Here is a 21,932-nt window from a genome sequence, read left to right on the forward strand (position 1 = left end):
AAGGGTGACGAATGAGTTGCGCTGGATTACCGGATGGTTTGTGTCGATTATAGTGGCCGTTTACCTATTTGTAGATGCGCCTAAACATGGGAAGAATAAATGGCTGTGGGCGATTTTAGGCCTTTTATTCGGGCTCTTTACATTTGGAATATACCTGATCAAAACAGGAAGAAAAGGATTGGGCTGGACGGTTCTGATCGTGTCCATTATCATTTATTCTATTTTCATTCTAGTCTATGTCTTTTACTTCTTATTGCTGATGATCGGATACTCAAACGCATAATAGAAAGCACACGTGTACATAAGGAGGAGTTTGAACGTGAGACTTACAGGGTTATTCGTTTCACTTGCTGTTTCCATTTATTTATGGTTTGATGCGCCAAAGCATGATAAAGACAAATGGCTGTGGGCCATTTTAGGTGTCTTATTTAGTACGATCGTTCTCGGTATTTATTTGATCAAGACAGAGAGGAAGGGACTTGGCTGGACCATTCTTATTTTAACGATTTTGTTTTACCTCATGCTGCTCGTCTCTGTTTTGATCGGTATCATTCTTTTTTATCAGGTGGGTCCTTCATGATGAAGGGCTTTTTTCTTTTACCTTTTGCGCTGGCACACCTGCAATAACAATTTTCTCCTCGTGAAAGGAACGGTTTACCACAGCATTTGCTCCGATGGAAATATGATCTGCAATATAGATATCCCCAAACAGCTTAGCACCTGGGCCAATCCATACATGATCCCCAATGGTTGGTACATCTTTTTCATGATGATTCTGACCAATATTCACCCCTTGATGAATATCACAAAATGCCCCAATTTTTGCATGTTTGTTCACAATTAAGAGACCCGTATGATTGATTCTAAGACCGGGACCGAAGACACCAATCGGAATATCAAAGCCAAGCTGCATGCCTTTCTTTTTATGTAAATAGCGATAGAACCATTTGCGAAGTTCAGCACCGCTATTAGAATAGTATTCATATTTTCGTAAAATCCTTTGATATTTCCATATATCATCCCCAAACCACTTAGGTCGTTTGCGCTTAATGGCTAATGCTTTCTTGTCCTGAGCTAAGTAGTGGTGGAGATCATGCTTTGTTAAAATCATCAGATCCCTCTCCATTCCCTTTTGTTTCAGAGAAATTATACCATTATAACCATTTATATCAATATAGAATGACGTTTCTTTTTTTCCTTTTCTACATCACTTTCATCCACTTTCCCATATAAAATAAGTGCTTTGTCATGAATAAAACAAAAGAACCAGGAAGAATGATTTGTAATTTTTTTCTACATTATTTCGTCTCACGCGTTTATTCTCCCTATAGCAGTAGAGGTTTGTCAAAATGACACGAAATTACTCGTTAAATAGAGAATATAGCATTCATATGCTTTTAGAATCATCTTTTTGAATACAATTGACTTTCATATCTCACATCCTCTAGGCTAGTAAATGAAAATGATAATCTTTATCAATTGGAGGAGTGTTTTATTATGTCCATCAAAACCGTTTCTAAAAATCAGCAATTTTTAGAGCAGCAAAGTCAAAGAGAATCGAATGCAAGGTCTTATCCGAGACGGTTCCCATTAGCCATGCAAAAAGCCGAGGGTATGATCGTGACAGATGCGGATGGCAGAGAGTTTTATGACTGCCTGGCAGGCGCAGGAACACTTGCACTTGGTCACAATCATCCAGTTGTTATAGATGCAATTGAACGTATGCTTCATGAAAAAAGACCGTTGCATACGCTGGACATAACCTCAGAAATTAAAGAAGAATTTGTGAATGAAATTTTTTCTCACTTGCCAGAAGAGTTTGCAAAAAGAGCCAAAATTCAATTTTGTGGACCAACTGGTGGTGACGCCATAGAAGCAGCAATTAAATTAGTCAAAACAGCGACAGGGAATCGAAGCATTCTATCTTTCCATGGTGCGTATCACGGTGCGACACATGCCACGATGTCATTAAGCGGGAATTTATCTCCAAAGGAAAGAGTACAAGGGTTAATACCTGATGTTCATTTTATGCCTTACCCATATGAATATCGCTGCCCATTTGGAATTGGTGGGAAGAATTCGCACCGCATTTCAAGTTCGTATATTGAGCGCGTATTAAATGATCCTGAAAGTGGTATTCTTCCGCCAGCAGGTATGATCTTTGAAGCAGTGCAGGGCGAGGGGGGCTCCATTCCAGCATCGATTGAATGGATGAAAGAAATGAGAAGAATCACAAAAGAAAAAGGGATCCCACTCATTATTGATGAGGTTCAATCAGGCATCGGCCGAACAGGGAAGATGTTTGCCTTTGAACATGCAGGAATTGTACCTGACGTTATTGTGCTGTCAAAAGCCATTGGTGGAAGCCTGCCGCTTTCAGTTGTGATTTATGATCAAGATTTAGATCAATGGAATCCAGGTGCACACATCGGGACATTTAGAGGGAATCAAATGGCGATGGCTGCTGGAACTGCTACGCTTAAATTTATCAAAGAAACCAACCTGCTTGATCATGTAGAACAGTTAGGAGATCGTATGCAGGCGCATCTAAAAGACATCCAAAAACAAGTCCCTGCTCTCGGTGATGTTCGAGGGAGAGGCTTAATGATTGGCGTTGAAGTAGTCAATCCAAATGAGAAACAGGATGTGGACGGAAGCTATCCAGCGAATCCAGAGCTGGCCAGTCTTATTCAAAAGAATTGCTTCGACAAAGGCTTAATTGTGGAGACAGGAGGCCGTTTCGGAAGTGTTATTCGATTCTTGCCACCACTCATTATGACAGAAGAACAGCTTGAAAAAGTCATCGCTATTTTTAAAGAGGCCGTGTACGATGCAATCAACTAAGGCTTCAGTGGATTCATTATTTATCAATCAAAGCCAGCTTGGAAGAGAGTCCTTCCAAGCGGCTCTTCATACATCTATCGACAGCTTACTGGATCAATGGCAAAAAGACACAGGACCATACAGTGGAATATTGCCTGGGAAATTAGCGGATAGTGTCGAATCGCTATTCCGATTTCAACCGTCTGGTGAATCCATTGAATCCGTCTTTCAAGATATAAAAGAACATCTTTTGCCGCATTTGATTGATGTATCGCATCCTAAATGCTTGGCACATCTGCATTGTCCACCGCTTATTCCTGCACTTGCCGCAGAGGTGATGGTAAGTTCCTTTAACCAATCAATGGATTCCTTTGATCAAAGCGGTATTGCTTCTTTGGTTGAGGAAGAAATTCTCAAGTGGCTATGTGCGAAGTTTTCTTATGGCAGCCTAGCAGATGGGACATTTACAAGCGGTGGAACCCAATCTAACTACATGGGGCTGCTTCTAGCGAGAGATGCCTTTTGTGAAAACACATGGCAGTGGAATGTTCAGCAGAAAGGCTTACCAAGTGAATCTCACCGCATGAGAATCCTTTGCTCGAAGAATGCTCACTTCACTGTGAAAAAATCTGCATCCCAGTTAGGTTTAGGAGAGCAGGCAGTCGTACTAGTCGAGACAGATGAGCATCATCGAATGGATCTCAATGATTTGAAAAAGAAGCTGGCTGAGTTGAAGGAGCAGAACTTGCTGCCTTTTGCGGTAGTAGCCACTTGCGGGACAACGGATTTTGGCAGTATTGACCCAGTTCGAGAGGTATATGACCTCGTCAAGCCATACGGTCTTTGGATTCACGCAGATGCTGCCTACGGCGGAGCACTTGTATTAAGCGAAACCTACCGTAAGAAGTTAGACGGTATTGAGCTTGCTGATTCAATCACGATTGACTTTCACAAACAATTTTATCAGCCGATATCCTGCGGGGCATTTTTGCTAAAGGATAAAAGACATTTTGGTTTGATCAATTATCATGCCGATTATCTTAATCCAAAGGAAGACGAGCTCGATGGTATTCTACATCTCGTCAATAAATCTGTCCAAACGACGCGCCGGTTTGATGCTCTGAAATTACTTCTTTCTCTTCGTTTAATTGGAGAAGAAGGCTTTGGAGAAATCATTGACCATACCATTCATTTTGCAAAGGATGTGGCCGCGCTTATTGAGAGAAATGATGACCTTGAAGTGATCAATCCTGAGCCAGAAATCAATGCAGTTGTGTTCCGATTTAAGGATGACGATCAAACAGATGACATCAATAAAATCATTCATCGGACATTATTCAAAACAGGAACTGCTGTCATTGCGAAAACAGTGGTGAATGACCGAACATGCTTAAAATTCACTTTGTTAAATCCGAGAACGACAATCACACATATTGAGGAAATCCTTTCTGACATCGTTGATATCGGGATCGCTCATATTCAATCCGGGAGGGTACTACGTTGAGTCAATATAAACAAATGGCTGAAAATGCAACCATGCAAAGCTTTTTAAACTGTTTTTTACGCGAAACAGGAATCGATCGATCTGCAAAAAAAGAGGTGAGAGCAGATGGCTCGCTTGTCTTCATCGCAAAACTAGCAAAACAAGATCTAGAGCTTGTGATTCCGATCCGATATGTTTCATCTGTTGGCCGCCATCTCTTTGATTTTCCGATTCGCTTTCGCCCGCAAGGCAGTGAACAAGAGGGCGCAATCGTCGATTACACGACACTTGTTGCTTTATGTTCAAAGGAGCTTCTCATTGAATATGGCCGTACAGATGCAGAGGATGAATTCATGCTTCGCATCATTTTAAGCTGCCGAAATATTGAACGGTTCTTAAAGGAGCGAGAAAGTGATCGAGCCGCTCTTTCTGAAGCCGATTTTGAGTATATCGAGGCTGAGCAGTCACTTCTCCTTGGTCATTTAACGCATCCTACCCCAAAAAGCAGACAAGGAATGACAGAGGAGGAGGAAGCGATCTATTCTCCTGAGCTGAAAGGGGCTTTCCAGCTTCATTACTTTAAAGCGCATCATTCGATTGTGCTTCAGGATTCGTCAATTACACAGTCTGCGGCAAGCCTCATGCTAGAGGAGCTCTTGCGCCAGGTACCAGCAGAAAAAGAGAGACTGAATACGTTAGTAGAAAACGGAGAATATGTGCTCATTCCGATTCACCCGCTTCAAGTGAAGGTGGTTATGGAGAAAGCGTTCGTGAACCGTTATATAGAGGAAGGGAAACTCACTTATTTAGGACCGATCGGTTCTGAATACACAGCGACCTCATCCTTCAGAACCGTCTATCAAAAGGATTCTGCTTACATGCTCAAATTCTCTGTTCCTGTGAAAATTACAAACTCCTTACGTGTCAATAAACAAAAGGAACTGGATCGCGGAGTAGAGATGTCGCGCATTTTAAAAACAGAATTAGGCGTTTCTCTATACGACAAATTCTCTGGATTCCGGGTCATTGAAGATCCTGCCTATTTATCTATTCAAGGAGAAGAGGCGGAATCTGGCTTTGAAGTAGTCATTCGTCAAAATCCATTTTTACATCGTGAAAAAGGGGCAAGCTTAATTGCTGGATTATGTCAGGATCATGCGTATGGTGGAAAATCGCGATTAGCAGGGATCATTCATGACCTTGCAGACGCAGAAGGCCGATCACCGGAGGCTGTGAGCCAAGATTGGTTTAAGCAATATTTAACCATTTCGTTAGAACCGATGCTCTGGCTGTTTGAAACGTATGGTCTTGCACTGGAAGCCCATCAGCAAAACGCTGTTGTGCAAATGAAGGGTGGTTACCCGAACACCTTCTATTATCGTGACAACCAAGGCTACTATTATAGTGAATCGAAAAAGGATAAACTCGCAAATCTTGTCCAAAACCTGAGCGTGAGAAGTGAAACGATTTGTGCAGATGAGGTAGCCGTTGAGAGACTGCGTTATTATTTCTTCTTTAATCATTTATTTGGTCTCATTAACGGCTTTGGTACAGAAGGTCTGGCGAAAGAAGAAGCCTTGCTCGCACTTGTGAGAGACACATTGCTCGCTCATGAGGAAACATACGGTGCATCTGAGCTGACAAACAGCCTTCTGCGCTCAAAAGAACTGCCTTCAAAAGCGAATTTGCTGACACGGTTTGAAGATATGGATGAACTGACAGGATCTCTGGAAACACAGTCTCGTTACACAGCTGTCTTGAATCCGCTCTTTTTACATAAGGAGGCGCTGATTGGATGAGGGATCGTATTAAGTTTATTCGCGCTGAATATGAAAGAGATGTCCGGCTTGTCCACAGGTGGATGCAAGAGGAGTATGTTCACCCATTTTGGCATTTGAATATTCCGTTCCCTGCTTTTGAAAAGCATTTTTATCAGGCGGTTCATGATCCGCATCAAACCCTTTATTTAGGCACAATTGATGGGACGCCAATGAGTTATTTTGAGGCATACAACGTCAAAGGTGATGTCATTGAATCTTACTATCAGCCTTCTCCGCATGATCAAGGAATCCATCTATTAATAGGGGAGCCGGATTATGTAGGAAAAGGTTTTGCGGCCCCGCTGCTTCAGGCCATGACAGCATTTCAATTTGAGCAGAATAAACGAACAGAAAAAGTTGTCGCTGAGCCGGATATTCGCAATGAAAAAATGATCCATGTATTTGAAAAATGCGGATTTGAACGTGTAAAACCAGTCAATTTACCCGATAAAACAGGTCTTTTAATGTTTTGTGATCGAGAACGATTCGAAAGGATGTATAACCATGACGCGGTTCAACAAGCAAAATGATGTAGTGGATGTAATAGGGATCGGCATTGGCCCGTTTAACTTAGGACTTGCCGCATTATCTGAAGAGGTAAATGAAATTGACGCTTTGTTTTTTGAAAGAAGTGAAGCCTTTCATTGGCACCCAGGGATGCTCATTGAGGGGACGACACTGCAAGTTCCCTTTTTAGCGGACCTTGTCAGTATGGCAGATGTGAAAAGTAAATATAGCTTTCTTAACTATTTACAGGAACAAAATCGTTTGTATTCATTTTACTTTCTAGAAGATTTTCATATCCCGCGCAAGGAATATAGTCATTATTGCCGCTGGGTCGCAGACCAGTTAGACTCTTGCCGATTTGGCATGAACGTCGAATCTGTCTCATTGATCGAGAAAGCAGGAGAAAAGCGATATGAAGTGCATGTGCGTCATGTGAAAGACCAAACGGTAGAGGTGTTTGAAAGTAAGCATCTCGTCTTAGGGATTGGTACACAGCCGGCGATACCAGCATCGCTCCAGCCAGCTTTAGGAGAGAAAGTTTTTCATTCTGCTGACTATTTAAAACGAAAGAAAGAAGGCTGTTTCAAAGGGAAATCTGTGACAGTGATCGGCTCTGGTCAAAGTGCGGCAGAAGTGTTCTATGATATTTTATCAGATGATGAGGCGAAGGATATTCACTGGTTCACACGCTCTAAAGGATTTTTCCCAATGGAATATTCAAACCTTGGTCTTGAATATTTCTCTCCAGATTATATTGATTTCTTTTATGAGCTTCCGCAAACAAAAAAGGATGCGTTGTTAAAGCAGCAAGATTTGCTGTATAAGGGCATCAGCTCTGCAATGATCCGTGATATTTATCATTTGCTTTATGAACGTTCTGCCTGCGGAGAGCAGTTGAACACAGTGCTTCAAGCAATGACGGAGGTCAACTTGATTGAGGAAACAGCTCGCGGCTTGTCCCTTTCATGCACGCAATGGGTCAAAGAGGACACCTTTACCCACGAGACAGATATTGTCGTACTGGCGACGGGCTATCAATCGGTACTGCCCCCGTTTATCAATCCAATTTCTCATCACATTCAATGGGACGATCAAGGACGGTTCCAAGTCGAACGTGAATATCGCTTAAAAACGAATACAATGGGTGAAAATGATATTTTTGTCCAAAATGCAGAGCTTCATACACATGGGGTTGGCGCTCCAGATTTAGGACTTGGCGCTTACCGAAACAGTGTGATTATCAATGAACTTGCTCGTCAAACCGTGTATCCACTTTATCAAAAGCACGTCTTCCAGACATTTGGTACACATAAGAACGTCAACACATTTGAAGAAATCAAAGGTTAAGGAGGATGAAGCGATGAGTGTACAAGATGAATTGAAAAAAGCGGTGAATCCGGCTGCTTGGAAAAAGGCAAACCAGCGAATGGTGGCAAAAATGCTGTCTGAATACATGTATGAGGATATGCTTCATCCCGTGCAGCTAGATCATAAGGATGGCATTGCTCAGTATGAATTAATCATTCACGAACATAAGAAATATCGCTATCTTGCAAAACCTCGTTTGTTTGATAGTTTTGATACAATTGCTGAATCAATCGAGTGCTGTCAAGACGGAAAATGGTCAAAGGATGTCAGTGCCATTGTGTTTTTACTAGACATTCAGCCGCTCATTCCAATGTCTTCTGACACAACAGGACACCTTATAAAAGAGCTTCATCACACCCTGTTAGCAGATGTACATTTGCTGTCGAAAAAAGCACTTCGTGCGGATGAACTGACAGATACTGATTATGCATGGATTGAAGGAGAAATGACAGGCCATCCTTGGATTGTGTATAACAAAGGACGCATTGGGTTCAGTTATGATGACTACCTAGCCTATGCACCTGAAAGGCAAGAAAGTGTGCAGCTGTCTTGGATTGCTGTTCACCGGGACCTTGCGACATTCCATGCAGTCGATCATGAAAACTATGAGCAGGTAATTGCCAAAGAGTTAGATGAAGTCACGATCCGTCAATTTCACCGCGTGCTAAAGGATGAAGGATTGATTGCAGCTGATTATTATTTGATGCCTGTTCATAAATGGCAGTGGACACATATGATTATTCAGCATTTCCCAGAAGATTTGGCGTTGCGCCGGATTGTGTATGTAGGAGAGGGACTGGATCAATATATCCCGCAGCAGTCGATCAGAACCTTTACGAACATCTCAAATAAAGGCAAGCATCATATTAAACTGCCAATGAGCATTTTAAATACACTCGTGTACCGAGGACTTCCGTCAGAACGGACAGTCATTGCCCCTCGCATTACAGCACATATTAAAGGGATCGCGGATCAAGATTCATTTTTATCTGATGTCTGCCGCGTGATATTACCTGGTGAGAATGCAAGTATTAATGTCGATCATCCTTACTATAGCAAACTGCCTGGTGCGCCGTATCAATATCTTGAAATGCTCGGTGTGATTTTTAGAGAAAGCATTTACTCGTACTTAGATGAAGGAGAGACCCCTGTTACACTTGCGGCACTCACCTATGAGGATCATGAAGGTGAGCCATATGTGAAACAGCTGATTGAAAAATCAGGTCTCTCAGCTAAAGAGTGGATGGCGAAATTTTTCCATGTGGTCATGCCGCCGCTGCTGCATTTTATGTATCAATACGGCACCGTCTTTTCACCGCACGGACAAAATACGATTCTTGTGTTAAAAGATCATCAGCCTCATCGTTTGGCGATCAAAGATTTCGTTGACGATGTGAACATTAGTGATCAGCCGCTGCCTGAATTGGCTTCTTTAGGAGACGATTTAAAAGAAGTACTGCGGAGTGAACCGCCGGAAGGCTTAGTGCAGTTTATCTTTACAGGATTGTTTATTTGTAACCTGCGTTACGTATCAAATGTGTTAGACAATCATCAGCTGTTAGATGAAGCGACACTTTGGCGCTTGCTTGCCGAAGAAATTCAGCAGTATCAAAAGCAATTCCCACAGCTGAAGGATCGTTTTGAACTATTTGATCTCTTCCAGCCGAAGCTGACAAAGCTGTGCTTAAATCGTAATCGAATGATTGATTATGGGTATGGAGATGGAGATGACCGCCCGCATGCATCAGAGCATGGAAAGGTCACAAATGCTCTCGCGCATGTGCTTTCGTCCGCCTGTGAGAAGTAATAGAAAAGCTGTAGACATCAAGTGTCTACAGCTCAGCGTGTAGACAAACCCTCGCATTCTTTGTCAGTCCTGTGCGCTGGTGCTCACGAATTGCAAATTCGCTCCGCGCCAGTGCTCGGCCTTCCTAGACTTCAAAGGTTTTCAATCACGCTGAAAAGAAGACAAAGGGCTAAAATAAAGATCATTTTAGCCCTTTGTCAACAATCTGAAGCTGTAGACATCAAGTGTCTACAGCTTTTTATATTTTACGAAAATGCTTGAGAGGCAAGGAAATAAAGAAGGGCGGGATCGTTCAGCTTTTCTTTTCCGCGAATCATCATAAAATGAGCTTTGTTTGTTTTCGTAAAACCTGCTTCAACAAGTGATTCATGGAGGCGCTCAGCTGTTTCCTCCTGCATATCTAAACGAATCGGACCCGAATAAGACGAAATGAGCGAACGAATCAGCGAGAGAGCTGTAAGTTCATCATTTGCTGTAAGCGGACCAATCATTAAATTGGCAGGTGTTTCAACGCCAAACGCAAAGCCAGTTGTGTCGTGATGTTCATTTTGTGCAATGATACGCCGTGCTGCTCGGTTCATCCGGTTTTTTATAAAGCTTGATCGATTTGTGCCTGCGCCTTTTTCATCTAGTGCTTCAATACACGGAAGGTGCGATTCATCGGCAGGAGACAGGTGGATGTCATCTGACACACGAAGCGCTTCTGGGTTTGGGTTTTGCGCTTTGTAAGTCGTAATGTAACCAGCCGTGTGAAACCCGATTTTTTCGTAAACTGGCCGCCCTTGGACAGTAGCGGTTAAAACGACAGGAATGCTTTGATCACATTGATCTAGCAGGGTGTCAATCATTTTCCTTGCAAGACCTAAGCCGCGATGTGTCTCAGATACAATGACAGCACCAATTGACGCCATTCGATCATATTGGAAAAGTCCTGCACATGAGATGACTTGTCCATCCGCTGTTGAAAAACCTGTGAAATATCCATTTGTTAAAAGAGATGTGAGCTCTTCCGCATTGTAATCAGGCCAGTCTACCTCTTGAGACAATGCGATAAGATCTGGTATGTCATCGAGTGTTAATGCTCGTTGAACAACGTTTGTCATGACGCGCAACTCCTTCTTAGCTGAATTCATCTATGTGTATCGTACCATAAGAAGGTATAGTGTAAAGTTTATCTAATTTTCCCAGCAAAAAAGAACCTCCAGTTTCGGAGGTTCTGCATTAATGAACATTAAAATATCGAGCTTCAGGATGAGAAACGACGATCGCTGAAACAGATGCTTCAGGTTCCATCATAAATCCTTCTGTTAGATGGATGCCGATTTTTTCAGGCTGAAGCAGCTTGAACAGCTTTTCTTGGTCTTCAAGATTTGGACAGGCGGGATAACCAAAGGAATAGCGCTGCCCTTGATATTTCGCTTGGAATCGTTTTTCCATTGTGAAATCGACTGGGTCAGGAAAGCCCCATTTGTCACGAATCACTTGGTGGGTTCTTTCGGCTAATCCTTCTGCAAGCTCAAGCGCAAGAGCTTGAACTGCATGCATTTTTAAATAATCTCCTTCTTGCTTAAAGTGCTGTGCGACTTCACGTATACGCGCTCCGGCTGTGACGGCAAATAAGGCAATATAATCTTTCTCCCTTTCACCGCTTCCCCGCACATAATCAGAAATGGAGCGGTACGGAAGCTTCTCCTGTCTTGGAAATTGGAATGTTTCAATGATACGGTCAGGCGCTTCGGGATCATAAATATGCAGATCATTTCCGTTTGAACTAGCAGGATAAAATTGATAAACAAATGCAGGGGCAAACCAGTTTTTCTCTCTGCCTTCGTTTAGAAGGTCTGTGACAAGCTGCTTTAATTCCAATGCTTTTGGATGCTGCTGCGCTAACAATGTTTTGACCTTTCCTTTTAACCCAAGGTGGTGGCCAATGAGCATTTGTTCATTTACATAAGGCATAATATGATGCAGGTCGATGTCCCTTACATAATGACGTGCCGTATTTTCTGGCGTGAAAATAGGTGCATCAGGGAGTGCCGCACGTTTTTCTAGTAATTCAATGACAGCTTGTGGCTGCTTTGTTTCTTTCTTTTTGAAAGGTGCCACAGGCTCTTCGTCGGGCTTAATTTGAAACTGAAGAGGATTTGCTTTTAACTCATTGGCTAAAGATAAGCCGTCCATCGCATCTTTTGCGTAAAGAACCGGTCCGTCATAATGAGGCGAAATCTTCATTTTCGTAAATTTCCGAGAAAGTGCAGCGCCACCGACCAAAATGGGCACGGAAATATTCGCCTTTTGTAAATCCTGAGCGGTGAGTACCATTTGCTGGGCTGACTTCACAAGCAATCCTGATAATCCAATCATATCTGGCTTTTCCTTTTGCACAGCTTCGATCAATGTTTGTGGTGTCACCTTGATCCCGAGATCGACCACTTGAAAGCCGTTATTACTCAAAATGATGTCGACAAGGTTTTTTCCAATATCATGGACATCTCCTTTTACAGTGGCAAGTAGAATCTTACCTTTTCCGTTTGCATGCTGCTTTTCCATATATTGCTCGAGATACGATACAGATGCCTTCATGACCTCTGCCGATTGAAGCACTTCCGCCACAATCAGTTCGTTTTGATTGAAAAGACGTCCAACCTCAGCCATTCCCTGCATTAACGGACCATTGATGATATGAAGTGGTGATTCAAATTGCTCTAGAGCAAGGGATAAATCATCGATAAGTCCTTCTTTTGTTCCTTCGACGACGTAGAGTGCTAGCCTTTCATCAAGTGATAAGGAGACCTTTGGTTTTTTCTCCGTTTTCTTTTTGCCTCGGTAAAATTGGGTGAATTCAGCAAGGGTTTGATCATTTGTTTCATAGAGCAGTGTTTCAGCCAGCTTAATTTCTTCCTTTGGAATGGAAGCGAAGCGTTCAAGCTTTTCTGTATTCACGATGGCGTAATCAAGTCCTGCTTGGACGCAGTGATACAAGTAGACGGCATTCAAAATTTCTCTCCCAAGAGGCGGGAGTCCAAAAGACACGTTGCTGATGCCTAAAATCGTCAAGCACTCAGGCAGGTTTTCCTTGATCATTTTGATGCCTTTGATCGTTTCTTCGGCAGCGCCAATATACTGCTCGTCTCCAGTGCCTACTGGAAAGACAAGTGGATCAAAAATGATGTCACTTGCGGGAATGCCATATTTCTTCGTTAATAGATCATGAGAGCGTACGGCAATCTCCAGCTTTCGTTCTGCTGTTACAGCCATCCCTGTTTCATCGATCGTGCCGACAACAAGTGCACCGCCGTATAGCTTCACAAGTGGAAGAATTTCTTCGAAGCGTTCTTCGCCATCCTCAAGGTTAATGGAATTGATGATGGCTTTCCCTTGGGAATATGTGAGCGCTTTTTCGATCACGTGTTTATCCGTTGAATCAATGACAAAAGGGGCTTTGACTTTTTTCATAGCCTCTTGTAAAAAGCCTTCCATGTCAGCCGCCTCCTCGCGATCTGGATCAGCGAGACACACATCAATCACGTGAGCGCCGTTTTTTACCTGTGCACGAGCAATTTCTGATGCTTCTTCAAACTTTTGTTCCGCAATGAGTCGTTTGAATTTGCGTGAACCAATCACGTTGGTTCGTTCTCCTACAAAAAGAGGGCGCATTGACTCCTCATATATCAGAGGCTCAATTCCTGAGACGGTATGCTGAGACGATTCATGCGCAATGTGACGCGGCTGAATCGTTCGTACTTCATCTGACAATGCCTGTATATGTGCAGGTGTTGTTCCGCAGCAGCCGCCAACAATATTTAACCAGCCTTCCTTGGCAAAGGCGGAAATTTTTTTAGCAAGTGAAGCAGGGGATTCATGATATTGACCTTCTTCATCTGGTAGACCAGCATTTGGATAGCAGCTAACCGCTGACTTGGCGATGGAGGAGAGCGTGCGGATATGGTCTGTCATGAATTCAGGACCCGTCGCACAGTTCAGGCCGACACTCATTGGTTTCATATGCTCAAGAGAGATATAAAAGGCTTCAATATCCTGACCAGCGAGGGTAGTGCCCATCGGTTCAATCGTACCCGATACCATTAGAGGCAACTCAATACCTGTCTGCTGGAAGGCTTCCTGAATGCCTTTGAAACCAGCTTTTACATTCAGCATGTCTTGACTTGTTTCTAAAAGAAGGGCATCACATTTGCCATCAATCAGGGCGCGGGCCTGCTCTTCATAGTTTCTGACGAGCTCATCGAAGGTTGTGCCGCCTGTCACAGATAATGTTTTCGTAGTGGGACCCATCGCACCTACAACAAATCGGGGCTGCTCCGGCGTGGAGAAACGGTCAGCTTCGTCCTTTGCCAGCTGGGCAGCCCGTATATTGAGTTCATAGGCAAGGTGGCCAAGCCCGTATTCGTCAAGGACGAGCTTTGTAGCCCCGAACGTATTCGTTTCAATGAGGTCGGCGCTTGCCTCAAGGTATTCTCTATGAATCGCGCGGATGATGTGAGGGGCTGTCACATTTAAATACTCGTTACAGCCCTCATACTCTTCTCCGCCAAAGTCTTCTGCTGTGAGATTGGCATTTTGAATCATGGTCCCCATTGCACCATCAAGGACGAGGATGCGTTTCTTAAGCTGTTCAGTGATAGTTGACATGGGTGTTTGACTCCTTTTCTTTCTGATGAATGTAGGTGGTTAGTTCTGCTGTTAAGTCTGATCGAAGGAAAGGGGTAATTAAATAAATGCCGTTAAACAATTCGCAGGCTGTATCTAATAAAGAGCGGGCAATCGCTAAGCCTTCTGCTCGCTGCTTCTCTTTATCCTCACCAGCCTTGGCCATAATGTCACGAATGGAATCAGATAATTTGATGCCTGGAATTTCATGATGAATAAACTCCGCATTTCGGCTGCTTGTTAACGGCATAACGCCAATATAAATCGGCTTATCTAAATGACGGCTCTCCTCATGAATTTTCACAAGCTGTTCCTCAGAATAAACAGGCTGTGAAATAAAATAATCAGCACCGTATTCGATTTTTTTCTCAAGACGTTTGACCGCTTTATCAATGTGACGAACATTTGGATTAAACGCGCCAGCTACTGAAAAATTGGTCTTTTTGCCAAGCGGCTTCCCTGAGAAAGAAAGGCCTTCGTTAAACTGCTTAATCAGCCGAATCAAATCAAAGGAGGTTAAATCATAAACCGACGTTGCACCTGGAAAATCTCCAATCTTAGAAGGGTCGCCTGTAATGGCTAAAATATCAGTTAAACCAAGGGTGTCGAGACCCATCAAATGGGACTGAAGCCCAATCAAATTACGATCACGGCACGTGATATGGACGAGTGAACGCATATCAAGCTGCTGTTTCAATAATGCCCCGCAAGCCACATTGCTAATGCGCGGGGTCGCAAGAGAATTATCGGCTAATGTCAAGGCATCAATGCCTGCATTCTTTAACTCATTTGCCGCGACGAGGAATTTTTCGAAGTTCAGCTTCTTCGGCGGATCAAGCTCTACAATAATCGTCCGTTTTTTCGTAGCGAGCTCATCAAGACCTGGTTCAGTCCGCTGATCTTGAATCGAAATGATTTCTTCTTTTAATACTTTCACTTCTTTTTCAGTGATCGGGGCTAAATCCTTGACCGCTTCAGCCATTGCGTGAATATGCTGAGGCGTTGTTCCGCAGCAGCCGCCGATAATACGTGCGCCTTGATTTCTAAATTCAAGTGCACTTTTTCGAAAATAATCGTTATCTGTATCATAGACGAGTCTGCCTTCTTCAAGAGAGGGAAGACTGCTGTTGGGATAGACTGATAAATGGGAATTTTCTAAAATTGGAACGCCTTCGAGTGCCTGAATCATATGATAAGGGCCAAGCCGGCAGTTGATGCCAACGACGTCTGCGCCAAGAGAGGACAATTCAGATAAACCATCCTTGAGCGGTGTTCCATCCTGCAACACACCTTGTTCATGCATGGAGACGTTCATGACAATCGGGAGAGTCGTTTCTTTTCGTGCAATTTGGAGAACGGCCTTCGCTTCTTCCATGTCATAATACGTTTCTAGCAATAATCCATCGGGCTGCTCATTTAATAGAATGTACAGCTGCTCTCTAAAGCTTCGTTTAATTTCTTCAATTGTATAGGCATTTTTGTTAAACGTTCGAATGCCGCCGATCGTTCCAAGGACATAAGCAGAGCCGGCGGCTGTTTTTGCGATTTGTACCGCCTTTGTATTGATGCGCTTTGTTTCTTCCTCTAAGCCGTAGCGGGATAGTTTAATATAATTTGCGCCGTACGTATTTGTTTGAATGATGTCCGCACCAGCCTGCACATATGCTTCGTGCACGCGCCTTACTTCATCTTCTTTCGATAAATTTAATTCTTCAAAGCAGCGGTCAATGCCGTAAGAGTATAAAAGTGTTCCCATTGCACCGTCAGCAATCAGTACGCGGTTTTGTAAGTCTTGTAATAGGCCCATTGGTTTCCTCCTTATTTTTATGTAACAAAAAAAGCCTTCTGATAAGAAGAAGACTTTTTGGCTGTATCGTAATTCTTCTTCTTATCTTCCAAGCAGTTGCTTGCTGGATTTAGCACCTTGGTCATAGAAAATATATTTCTACTACACCGGTTGCTGAGGCTTCACAGGGCCAGTCCCTCTGCCTCTCTTGATAAGAAAGCGATATGAACATGTCAATAAATTGAACTTCCATCCACTGTATCGAAAAAATCGGAAATAATCAATGGAAAATTTGAAATTTATCGAAAATTTATAAATTGAACGTCAATCGGTAAATCTGCCTTGCGCATAAGTGAAATAACCTCTTGTAAATCATCTTTATTTTTTCCTGTTACACGCACTTGGTCATCTTGAAACTGTGACTTCACTTTGATGCCGGATTGCTTAATGAGTGCATTGATCTTTTTGGCGTTGTCTTGATCAATTCCGCTGATCAGCTTCGCGCGCTGGCGTACGGTTCCGCCAAGGGCATGCTCGGTTTTTCCGTAGTCGATGTTTTTAGTTGGAACATTTCGTTTGATCAGCTTTGACACAAGTACATCTTTTAGCTGCTCCAGCTTAAAATCATCATCAGAGATGAGCACGAGCTCCTCTTTTTCAAGAGAAATATCACTTTTACTTCCTTTAAAATCATAACGGTTTTTAATTTCCTTCAGCGCTGCTTGAACGGCGTTTTGCACCTCAGGCAGTTCAACCTTTGATACAATGTCAAATGAGCTTTCTTTTGCCATAACACATGACCTCCATGGATAGATATTGCGTCTATTTTATCATGCAACGTGGAGAAGAAGAAACTTTATCAAAGAGATGAGTCAAAGAGTTCTGCCAGCAGCGGTATAAATCGCGTTCGGTTTGACCACTTTAGCTAACAGAACTAGAGATGTTCATGTGAGGAGAAGTATAGTAGAATAAAGTGAATCAAAAGATGAACGAACGCTCTTTTATGAGCAGATAGGAAGGAAGAGAACATGAGACCAGGTGAGCAACTGACCTTGCAAATAGAGAACGAGATGGAATACGGCTACTTTTTGACAGATGGTGAAGATTCGGTCCTCTTGCACCGCAGTGAAATGACAGAAGATATTGGTGACCAAGATGAAGTAGAGGTCTACTTATACGTAGATCATGAAGAAAGACTAGCTGCGACGATGAAAATACCGACAATCAATGCGCATACATATGGCTGGGTAGAAGTCGTAGACGTCCTAGAAGACATGGGCGCATTTGTGGATGTCGGGCTTTCAAAGGATGCACTTGTTGCAACAGAACATCTACCGCCTTTTGAGGAAGCATGGCCGAAAAAAGGAGACAAACTTTACTGTATGCTGAAAGTCACAAGCTACGGCAGAATGTTCGCAAAGCCAGCCACTGAAGATGTGATCAGTGAATTGTTTACAGAGGCACCTGAAACCTTAATGAACAAAGAAATCACTGGTACGATTTATCGCTTAATTGCGACAGGCTCGTTTATGCTGACAGATACAGGCGTGCGAGGGTTTATCCACCGCACGGAACGAAAGGAAGAACCAAGATTAGGATCGACCGTGACAGGACGCGTCATTGCAGTGAAAGAGGATGGGACCGTGAACGTTTCTCTGCTTCCTAGAAAACAGGAAGCGTTATCTGTCGATGCAGAAGAAATTTTAACCTATATGAGAACGAGAAATGGTGCCATGCCTTATGGAGACAAAAGTGATCCAGAAGACATCCGTGAACGATTCCAAATGAGCAAGGCAGCCTTTAAACGAGCATTAGGTCATTTGATGAAAAACGGCCTAGTCTACCAAAAAGAGGGCTGGACATATGAGAAAAAATGAGCAGCGTGAAAGAGAACCCTAACCTCATGGGTTTTCATATCACACTGAAATGAAGAAAAAGGGATAAAATCATCATGGTTTTATCCCTTTTTTTATATTTGTGATAAATAATGGGTTTTTTAGTGAAAAAAGTCATGAAAAAAGCTGAAAAACCTTCACTTAATCATTGAAACAACGCCTCTCAAATCCGATAAGAAAGGAGTAAGGATGACAAAAGGAGTGTGTGTTTGGATGAAAGTGAAAATTTCATTGCTTCTGTTGGTAGCCGTGCTTATGGTGCTCGCCGCATGCAGCAATCAACAAGGGGAACCACCAGCATCAAATGCGAAGCATATTGGCGTTATGCTCACAGATGATGGTCTTGGTGATCAATCATTTAACGATTCATCGTTTAAAGGATTAGAAAAAGCACGTGATGACCTAGGTATTGAATTTGATTATAGAGAAATTGCAGAAACCGATACATATGAAAAAGGACTGACCGAGCTTGTAAAAGCTGGCAATGATCTCGTCATCGGGGTAGGCTTTAGTATGCAAGAAGACTTAGAAAAAGTCGCAAAGAAATATCCGAAGAAGCACTTTTTGCTCATCGATGCCGTATCTGAGCTGAAAAATGTGACCTCCGTGACGTTTAAAGAAGAGCAAGGCAGCTATTTAGCGGGCGCACTTGCTGCAATGACAACGAAAAGTGATGTCATTGGATTTGTTGGCGGTGTCGATGCGGAGTTGATCCATCGTTTTGAAAAAGGGTTCCAAAAAGGCGCCAAATCAGTGAATCCGAACATCAAGATCTTATCCACCTATGCTAATACGTTTAGTGATGCGGACAAAGGCAGTAAAATAGCCAAAGGCATGATCAAAAAGAAAGCAGACGTTTTATATGCCGCAGCTGGCTATACAGGTGTCGGTGTATTAAAAGAAGCGCAAGCGCAGGGCAAATATGCCATTGGTGTAGATAGTGATCAGTACTACACCGCTGAAAAAGCGGTGATTTCGTCCATGGTAAAAAAAGTCGATGAAGTGGTCTATCAATTCAGCGAACAGCTTGTCAAGAGCAATCAAATCAAAAATGGGCATGTTATCTACGACTTAAACAATGACGGAATCGATATGGCAAGAATTCGGGTGCTCAAAGATGCTGAAACATTGACCAAAAAAGTAAATGAACTGAAGCAGCAATTGCTAAAAGATGAGGGGGACGCATCATGAGCTTGCGCATCAAAATTTTACTCAACTCACTCGTCTCACTTCTTTTAGCAGTTGGCGTCATCGCCTTTATCATTGTCAGTATGACAAAGATCCAATCATCAAATGAAACAGAAGTTCAAGCCTTATTAAATGTTCAAAAAACGAAGGCAAGCTTTGAAAGCGTCGAACAAACCATGACCAATTATTCAATGACTCTTTCTGATGAACAGCTAGAGGTTGTTCAAACCGGTATTTCTACAGCAAAAAAACAGCTGCAAACGTTAAACAAACACGCAGGAAATATAAATAAAGATGAATTAACAAGGTTAAATTCAAAATATGACACGTGGACTAAGGAAGCAAATAATGCCATTGGTGAAAAAAACGCATCGGATGCAAGACGGGTCGCTGCAAGAATTGATGGTGTTTTAAACGACATCCATACAATGAATAAAAGAGCAGAAGAAGCATATAAACAAAATCTAGAGAATACAGCGGATAATGTGCAATGGATCATCACAAGTGCACTCGTCGCAGCTCTCACACTGATTGTCATTGCTGTCTTTTTAAATATTGGATTAACAAGATCCATCGTGACACCGATTAAATCACTTTCCTACCGAGCGAAGCAGATCGCAGAAGGCAACCTTGCTGTCGAGCGAATGGACATTCAGCGTAAGGATGAAATCGGCGGCTTGAATGAATCCTTTAATCAAATGACAGATCAACTGATTAGTTTGATTAAAGAAATCAGTAATGTCTCAAGTCAAGTAGAGACATTCTCGATCCAATTAGATGATGAAAACAAAAAGCTGATGGAATCTGCAAATCAAGTATCTGTCTCGACAGACGAAATGGCAAATGGGTCACAGGCCATTTCAGAGGATCTCCAGCATGGCGTTAGCTTGATTGAAAAGATGGATCAGCATGGACGTAAAAATTCCGAACGTTCACAAACAGTCATCCAAAGTACAGGGGATGCGATAGAAGCAGTGGAAAGTGGAAAGCACACGTTAACAGAAACCAAAACGGCGATTGAAAAAAATACACATGCCACAAGGCAAATCGAGCAGTCGGCAGGAGAATTCACGCAATATGCTAGCGGGATCTCGGCTATGGCCAAAACAGTTTCTGACATTGCGGATCAGACAAACTTACTTTCGCTAAATGCAGCGATTGAAGCGGCAAGAGCAGGTGAGGCTGGAAAAGGCTTTGCCGTTGTAGCAGATGAAATTCGTAAGCTAGCCGACGAATCATCTAACGCTACAAGACAAATCTTTGATATGGTCAGTCATATTGAAAGAGGCATTCAATCCATTAGTCAAACTGTTAAAGAAGGAGTCAAGCTTTCACTTCAACAGCAGGATGCGATGGACAAAACCTCACACTCCTTTGAAGATATAGAAACAAAAGCGCAGCACATTAAACGAGAAATGGCGGTCTTAAATGACCAAATTGTTCAATCAACAGAGCTTGGCGGACAAGTACTCAACTCGATTGAAAATATTAGTGCGGTTGTAGAAGAAACAGCAGCTGGCAGTGAAGAAATTTCTGCCTCGGCCAATGAACAGCTGCAATCTTTCCATCAAATGAACAAACAGGTAGAAGAACTGATGAGTATGACGGCAAGGTTAAATGAAACCGTCCACCGTTTTAAACTTTCATAAGTCATAAGAAAAGCACCCTTCCCGTGATGTGTCAGGGAAGGGTGCTTTTTATGATGGTTTGCCTGTAAAGAAGATGGCAAGCGTACCTGGGCCTGAATGGGACCCAACAGCTGCGCCGACAATCTGAATATCAATTTCTTTTGGATGAAATTCGGCTTCAATCAATTGTCTCATGTCTTCTGCAAGTGCAGGATCATCACCATGACTAATGCCAACAGTTTGATTTGACCAATCCGTTCCACGTTCTTTCATCAATTCAATAATGCGTTTCAACAGCTTTTTACGTCCGCGGATTTTCTCAAGGGGGATGAGCTTTCCATCCTCGACGTGTAAAATGGGCTTAATACTCAATAAACCGCCAACAAATGCGGACGCTTTACTAATTCTTCCGCCTCTTGCTAAATACGATAAATCGTCTACAGTAAAAATATGTTGTAAAGATTCGCAAAAATGCTTTACAGACGTTTCAATTTCTTGTATTGTATTTCCGTCAATGGCAAGTGATTGAGCGTGTTTGACAGCAAGCCCATAGCCGAGTGAAGCACATTTAGAATCAATGATTCGTAAATCAAAATCAGGGTATTCTTCCTTCACTTCGTTTGCCATCATCACAGCGGTTTGATATGTACCAGAAAGCTCTGATGAAAAGGCAACATAGATTGCAGATGTATGGGTTTGTGCGAGAGAAACAAAGGCTTCTTTGATTCGGTTTGGTGAAGCTTGTGACGTTTTTGGGCTGGCACCTTGTCTCATCGCATCAAATACTTGTTTTGGTTCAATGGTGACCAAATCTTCAAATTCCTGCTCGCCAAGCAATACACGGAGCGGAATAACCGTCATGTTATGTTCATCATAATAAGAAAGAGGCAGATCAGCAGCACTGTCTGCTATGATATGAACAGTCATCAAAATCCCTTCTTTCTAAAAAAATCAGCCAT

At 42.7% G+C, this 21,932-nt stretch carries 17 protein-coding genes and 1 riboswitch; of the genes, 11 read left to right on the forward strand and 6 right to left on the reverse strand.

Going from position 1 to position 21,932, the window contains the following annotated elements:
• The first annotated feature begins 16 nt into the window (after window positions 1-16).
• Both CKW02_RS05440 and CKW02_RS05445 read left to right on the forward strand, forming a co-directional pair.
• Complete coding sequence (locus CKW02_RS05440; RefSeq protein WP_003212235.1) at window positions 17-283, forward strand: hypothetical protein; 267 nt, start codon at window positions 17-19, stop codon at window positions 281-283.
• Between the two features lie 36 nt (window positions 284-319).
• Complete coding sequence (locus CKW02_RS05445; protein WP_003211954.1) at window positions 320-580, forward strand: hypothetical protein; 261 nt, start codon at window positions 320-322, stop codon at window positions 578-580.
• On the opposite strand, the gene CKW02_RS05450 is transcribed toward CKW02_RS05445, so the two are convergent.
• Complete coding sequence (locus tag CKW02_RS05450) at window positions 575-1,111, reverse strand: serine O-acetyltransferase (RefSeq protein ID WP_034620007.1); 537 nt, start codon at window positions 1,109-1,111, stop codon at window positions 575-577. The two genes, CKW02_RS05445 and CKW02_RS05450, sit on opposite strands and share 6 nt — an antisense overlap.
• A gap of 386 nt (window positions 1,112-1,497) precedes the next feature.
• On the opposite strand from CKW02_RS05450, the gene CKW02_RS05455 reads away from it, so the two are divergent.
• The 6 genes from CKW02_RS05455 to CKW02_RS05480 are packed head-to-tail and all read left to right on the forward strand — an operon-like array spanning window position 1,498 to window position 9,808.
• Entirely contained in the window at window positions 1,498-2,844 is a 1,347-nt protein-coding gene (locus tag CKW02_RS05455) for an aspartate aminotransferase family protein (protein ID WP_003212062.1), read from the forward strand.
• Complete coding sequence (locus tag CKW02_RS05460; protein WP_003211452.1) at window positions 2,831-4,327, forward strand: pyridoxal phosphate-dependent decarboxylase family protein; 1,497 nt, start codon at window positions 2,831-2,833, stop codon at window positions 4,325-4,327. Before CKW02_RS05455 ends, CKW02_RS05460 begins: the two co-directional genes overlap by 14 nt.
• Complete coding sequence (locus CKW02_RS05465; RefSeq protein ID WP_003210765.1) at window positions 4,324-6,105, forward strand: IucA/IucC family protein; 1,782 nt, start codon at window positions 4,324-4,326, stop codon at window positions 6,103-6,105. The genes CKW02_RS05460 and CKW02_RS05465 overlap by 4 nt, the downstream gene beginning before the upstream one ends.
• On the forward strand, window positions 6,102-6,656 hold the full coding sequence (locus CKW02_RS05470) for a GNAT family N-acetyltransferase (protein WP_095117780.1): 555 nt from the start codon (window positions 6,102-6,104) through the stop codon (window positions 6,654-6,656). Before CKW02_RS05465 ends, CKW02_RS05470 begins: the two co-directional genes overlap by 4 nt.
• Window positions 6,631-7,980 (forward strand): lysine N(6)-hydroxylase/L-ornithine N(5)-oxygenase family protein, encoded by a 1,350-nt coding sequence (locus CKW02_RS05475; protein ID WP_003211191.1) that lies wholly within the window; start codon window positions 6,631-6,633, stop codon window positions 7,978-7,980. The genes CKW02_RS05470 and CKW02_RS05475 overlap by 26 nt, the downstream gene beginning before the upstream one ends.
• A 13-nt stretch (window positions 7,981-7,993) precedes the next feature.
• On the forward strand, window positions 7,994-9,808 hold the full coding sequence (locus CKW02_RS05480) for an IucA/IucC family protein (protein ID WP_003211231.1): 1,815 nt from the start codon (window positions 7,994-7,996) through the stop codon (window positions 9,806-9,808).
• 245 nt (window positions 9,809-10,053) lie between these two features.
• Here CKW02_RS05480 and CKW02_RS05490 read toward each other — a convergent pair whose 3' ends face one another.
• The 4 genes from CKW02_RS05490 to CKW02_RS05505 form a co-directional block, all read right to left on the reverse strand.
• Window positions 10,054-10,911 carry a GNAT family N-acetyltransferase gene (locus CKW02_RS05490; protein ID WP_003210882.1) on the reverse strand — a complete coding sequence of 286 codons (858 nt, stop codon included), beginning with the start codon at window positions 10,909-10,911 and terminating at the stop codon, window positions 10,054-10,056.
• A gap of 118 nt (window positions 10,912-11,029) precedes the next feature.
• Window positions 11,030-14,458 (reverse strand): methionine synthase, encoded by a 3,429-nt coding sequence (metH, locus tag CKW02_RS05495; protein WP_003211310.1) that lies wholly within the window; start codon window positions 14,456-14,458, stop codon window positions 11,030-11,032.
• A complete protein-coding gene (locus tag CKW02_RS05500; RefSeq protein WP_003211896.1) occupies window positions 14,442-16,283 on the reverse strand; it encodes a bifunctional homocysteine S-methyltransferase/methylenetetrahydrofolate reductase in 1,842 nt (613 codons plus the stop codon). Before CKW02_RS05500 ends, metH begins: the two co-directional genes overlap by 17 nt.
• A 78-nt stretch (window positions 16,284-16,361) precedes the next feature.
• Window positions 16,362-16,480: riboswitch (SAM riboswitch) on the reverse strand.
• An 81-nt stretch (window positions 16,481-16,561) separates the two neighbouring features.
• Complete coding sequence (locus CKW02_RS05505; protein WP_003211707.1) at window positions 16,562-17,053, reverse strand: YajQ family cyclic di-GMP-binding protein; 492 nt, start codon at window positions 17,051-17,053, stop codon at window positions 16,562-16,564.
• 237 nt (window positions 17,054-17,290) lie between these two features.
• Here CKW02_RS05505 and CKW02_RS05510 point away from each other — a divergent pair, with 237 nt between their 5' ends.
• From CKW02_RS05510 to CKW02_RS05520, 3 genes are all read left to right on the forward strand, one after another.
• Window positions 17,291-18,139 carry a CvfB family protein gene (locus CKW02_RS05510; RefSeq protein WP_003212403.1) on the forward strand — a complete coding sequence of 283 codons (849 nt, stop codon included), beginning with the start codon at window positions 17,291-17,293 and terminating at the stop codon, window positions 18,137-18,139.
• Between the two features lie 231 nt (window positions 18,140-18,370).
• Window positions 18,371-19,348: a BMP family lipoprotein gene (locus tag CKW02_RS05515; protein ID WP_034620059.1), complete on the forward strand. Its 978-nt coding sequence runs from the start codon at window positions 18,371-18,373 to the stop codon at window positions 19,346-19,348.
• The gene (locus tag CKW02_RS05520; RefSeq protein ID WP_003211094.1) at window positions 19,345-20,994 is read left to right on the forward strand and encodes a methyl-accepting chemotaxis protein; all 1,650 of its coding nucleotides are present in this window, start codon (window positions 19,345-19,347) and stop codon (window positions 20,992-20,994) included. Before CKW02_RS05515 ends, CKW02_RS05520 begins: the two co-directional genes overlap by 4 nt.
• Window positions 20,995-21,042: 48 nt before the next feature.
• Here the strand turns inward: CKW02_RS05520 and CKW02_RS05525 are convergent, their stop codons facing one another.
• Window positions 21,043-21,900 (reverse strand): DegV family protein, encoded by an 858-nt coding sequence (locus CKW02_RS05525; RefSeq protein WP_003211090.1) that lies wholly within the window; start codon window positions 21,898-21,900, stop codon window positions 21,043-21,045.
• Window positions 21,901-21,932: the final 32 nt, after the last annotated feature.

Origin of the sequence: Bacillus pumilus (assembly GCF_900186955.1) — a bacterium.
Lineage (GTDB): Bacteria > Bacillota > Bacilli > Bacillales > Bacillaceae > Bacillus > Bacillus pumilus.

Coding starts and splice junctions, on each gene's coding strand:
- CKW02_RS05475 (WP_003211191.1), top strand. CDS start 6,631: ATGACGCGGTTCAACAAGCAAAATGATGTAGTGGATGTAATAGGGATC.
- CKW02_RS05525 (WP_003211090.1), bottom strand. CDS start 21,900: ATGACTGTTCATATCATAGCAGACAGTGCTGCTGATCTGCCTCTTTCT.
- CKW02_RS05455 (WP_003212062.1), top strand. CDS start 1,498: ATGTCCATCAAAACCGTTTCTAAAAATCAGCAATTTTTAGAGCAGCAA.
- CKW02_RS05510 (WP_003212403.1), top strand. CDS start 17,291: ATGAGACCAGGTGAGCAACTGACCTTGCAAATAGAGAACGAGATGGAA.
- CKW02_RS05500 (WP_003211896.1), bottom strand. CDS start 16,283: ATGGGCCTATTACAAGACTTACAAAACCGCGTACTGATTGCTGACGGT.
- CKW02_RS05450 (WP_034620007.1), bottom strand. CDS start 1,111: ATGATTTTAACAAAGCATGATCTCCACCACTACTTAGCTCAGGACAAG.
- CKW02_RS05490 (WP_003210882.1), bottom strand. CDS start 10,911: ATGACAAACGTTGTTCAACGAGCATTAACACTCGATGACATACCAGAT.
- CKW02_RS05515 (WP_034620059.1), top strand. CDS start 18,371: ATGAAAGTGAAAATTTCATTGCTTCTGTTGGTAGCCGTGCTTATGGTG.
- CKW02_RS05505 (WP_003211707.1), bottom strand. CDS start 17,053: ATGGCAAAAGAAAGCTCATTTGACATTGTATCAAAGGTTGAACTGCCT.
- CKW02_RS05520 (WP_003211094.1), top strand. CDS start 19,345: ATGAGCTTGCGCATCAAAATTTTACTCAACTCACTCGTCTCACTTCTT.
- CKW02_RS05480 (WP_003211231.1), top strand. CDS start 7,994: ATGAGTGTACAAGATGAATTGAAAAAAGCGGTGAATCCGGCTGCTTGG.
- CKW02_RS05470 (WP_095117780.1), top strand. CDS start 6,102: ATGAGGGATCGTATTAAGTTTATTCGCGCTGAATATGAAAGAGATGTC.
- CKW02_RS05460 (WP_003211452.1), top strand. CDS start 2,831: ATGCAATCAACTAAGGCTTCAGTGGATTCATTATTTATCAATCAAAGC.
- metH (WP_003211310.1), bottom strand. CDS start 14,458: ATGTCAACTATCACTGAACAGCTTAAGAAACGCATCCTCGTCCTTGAT.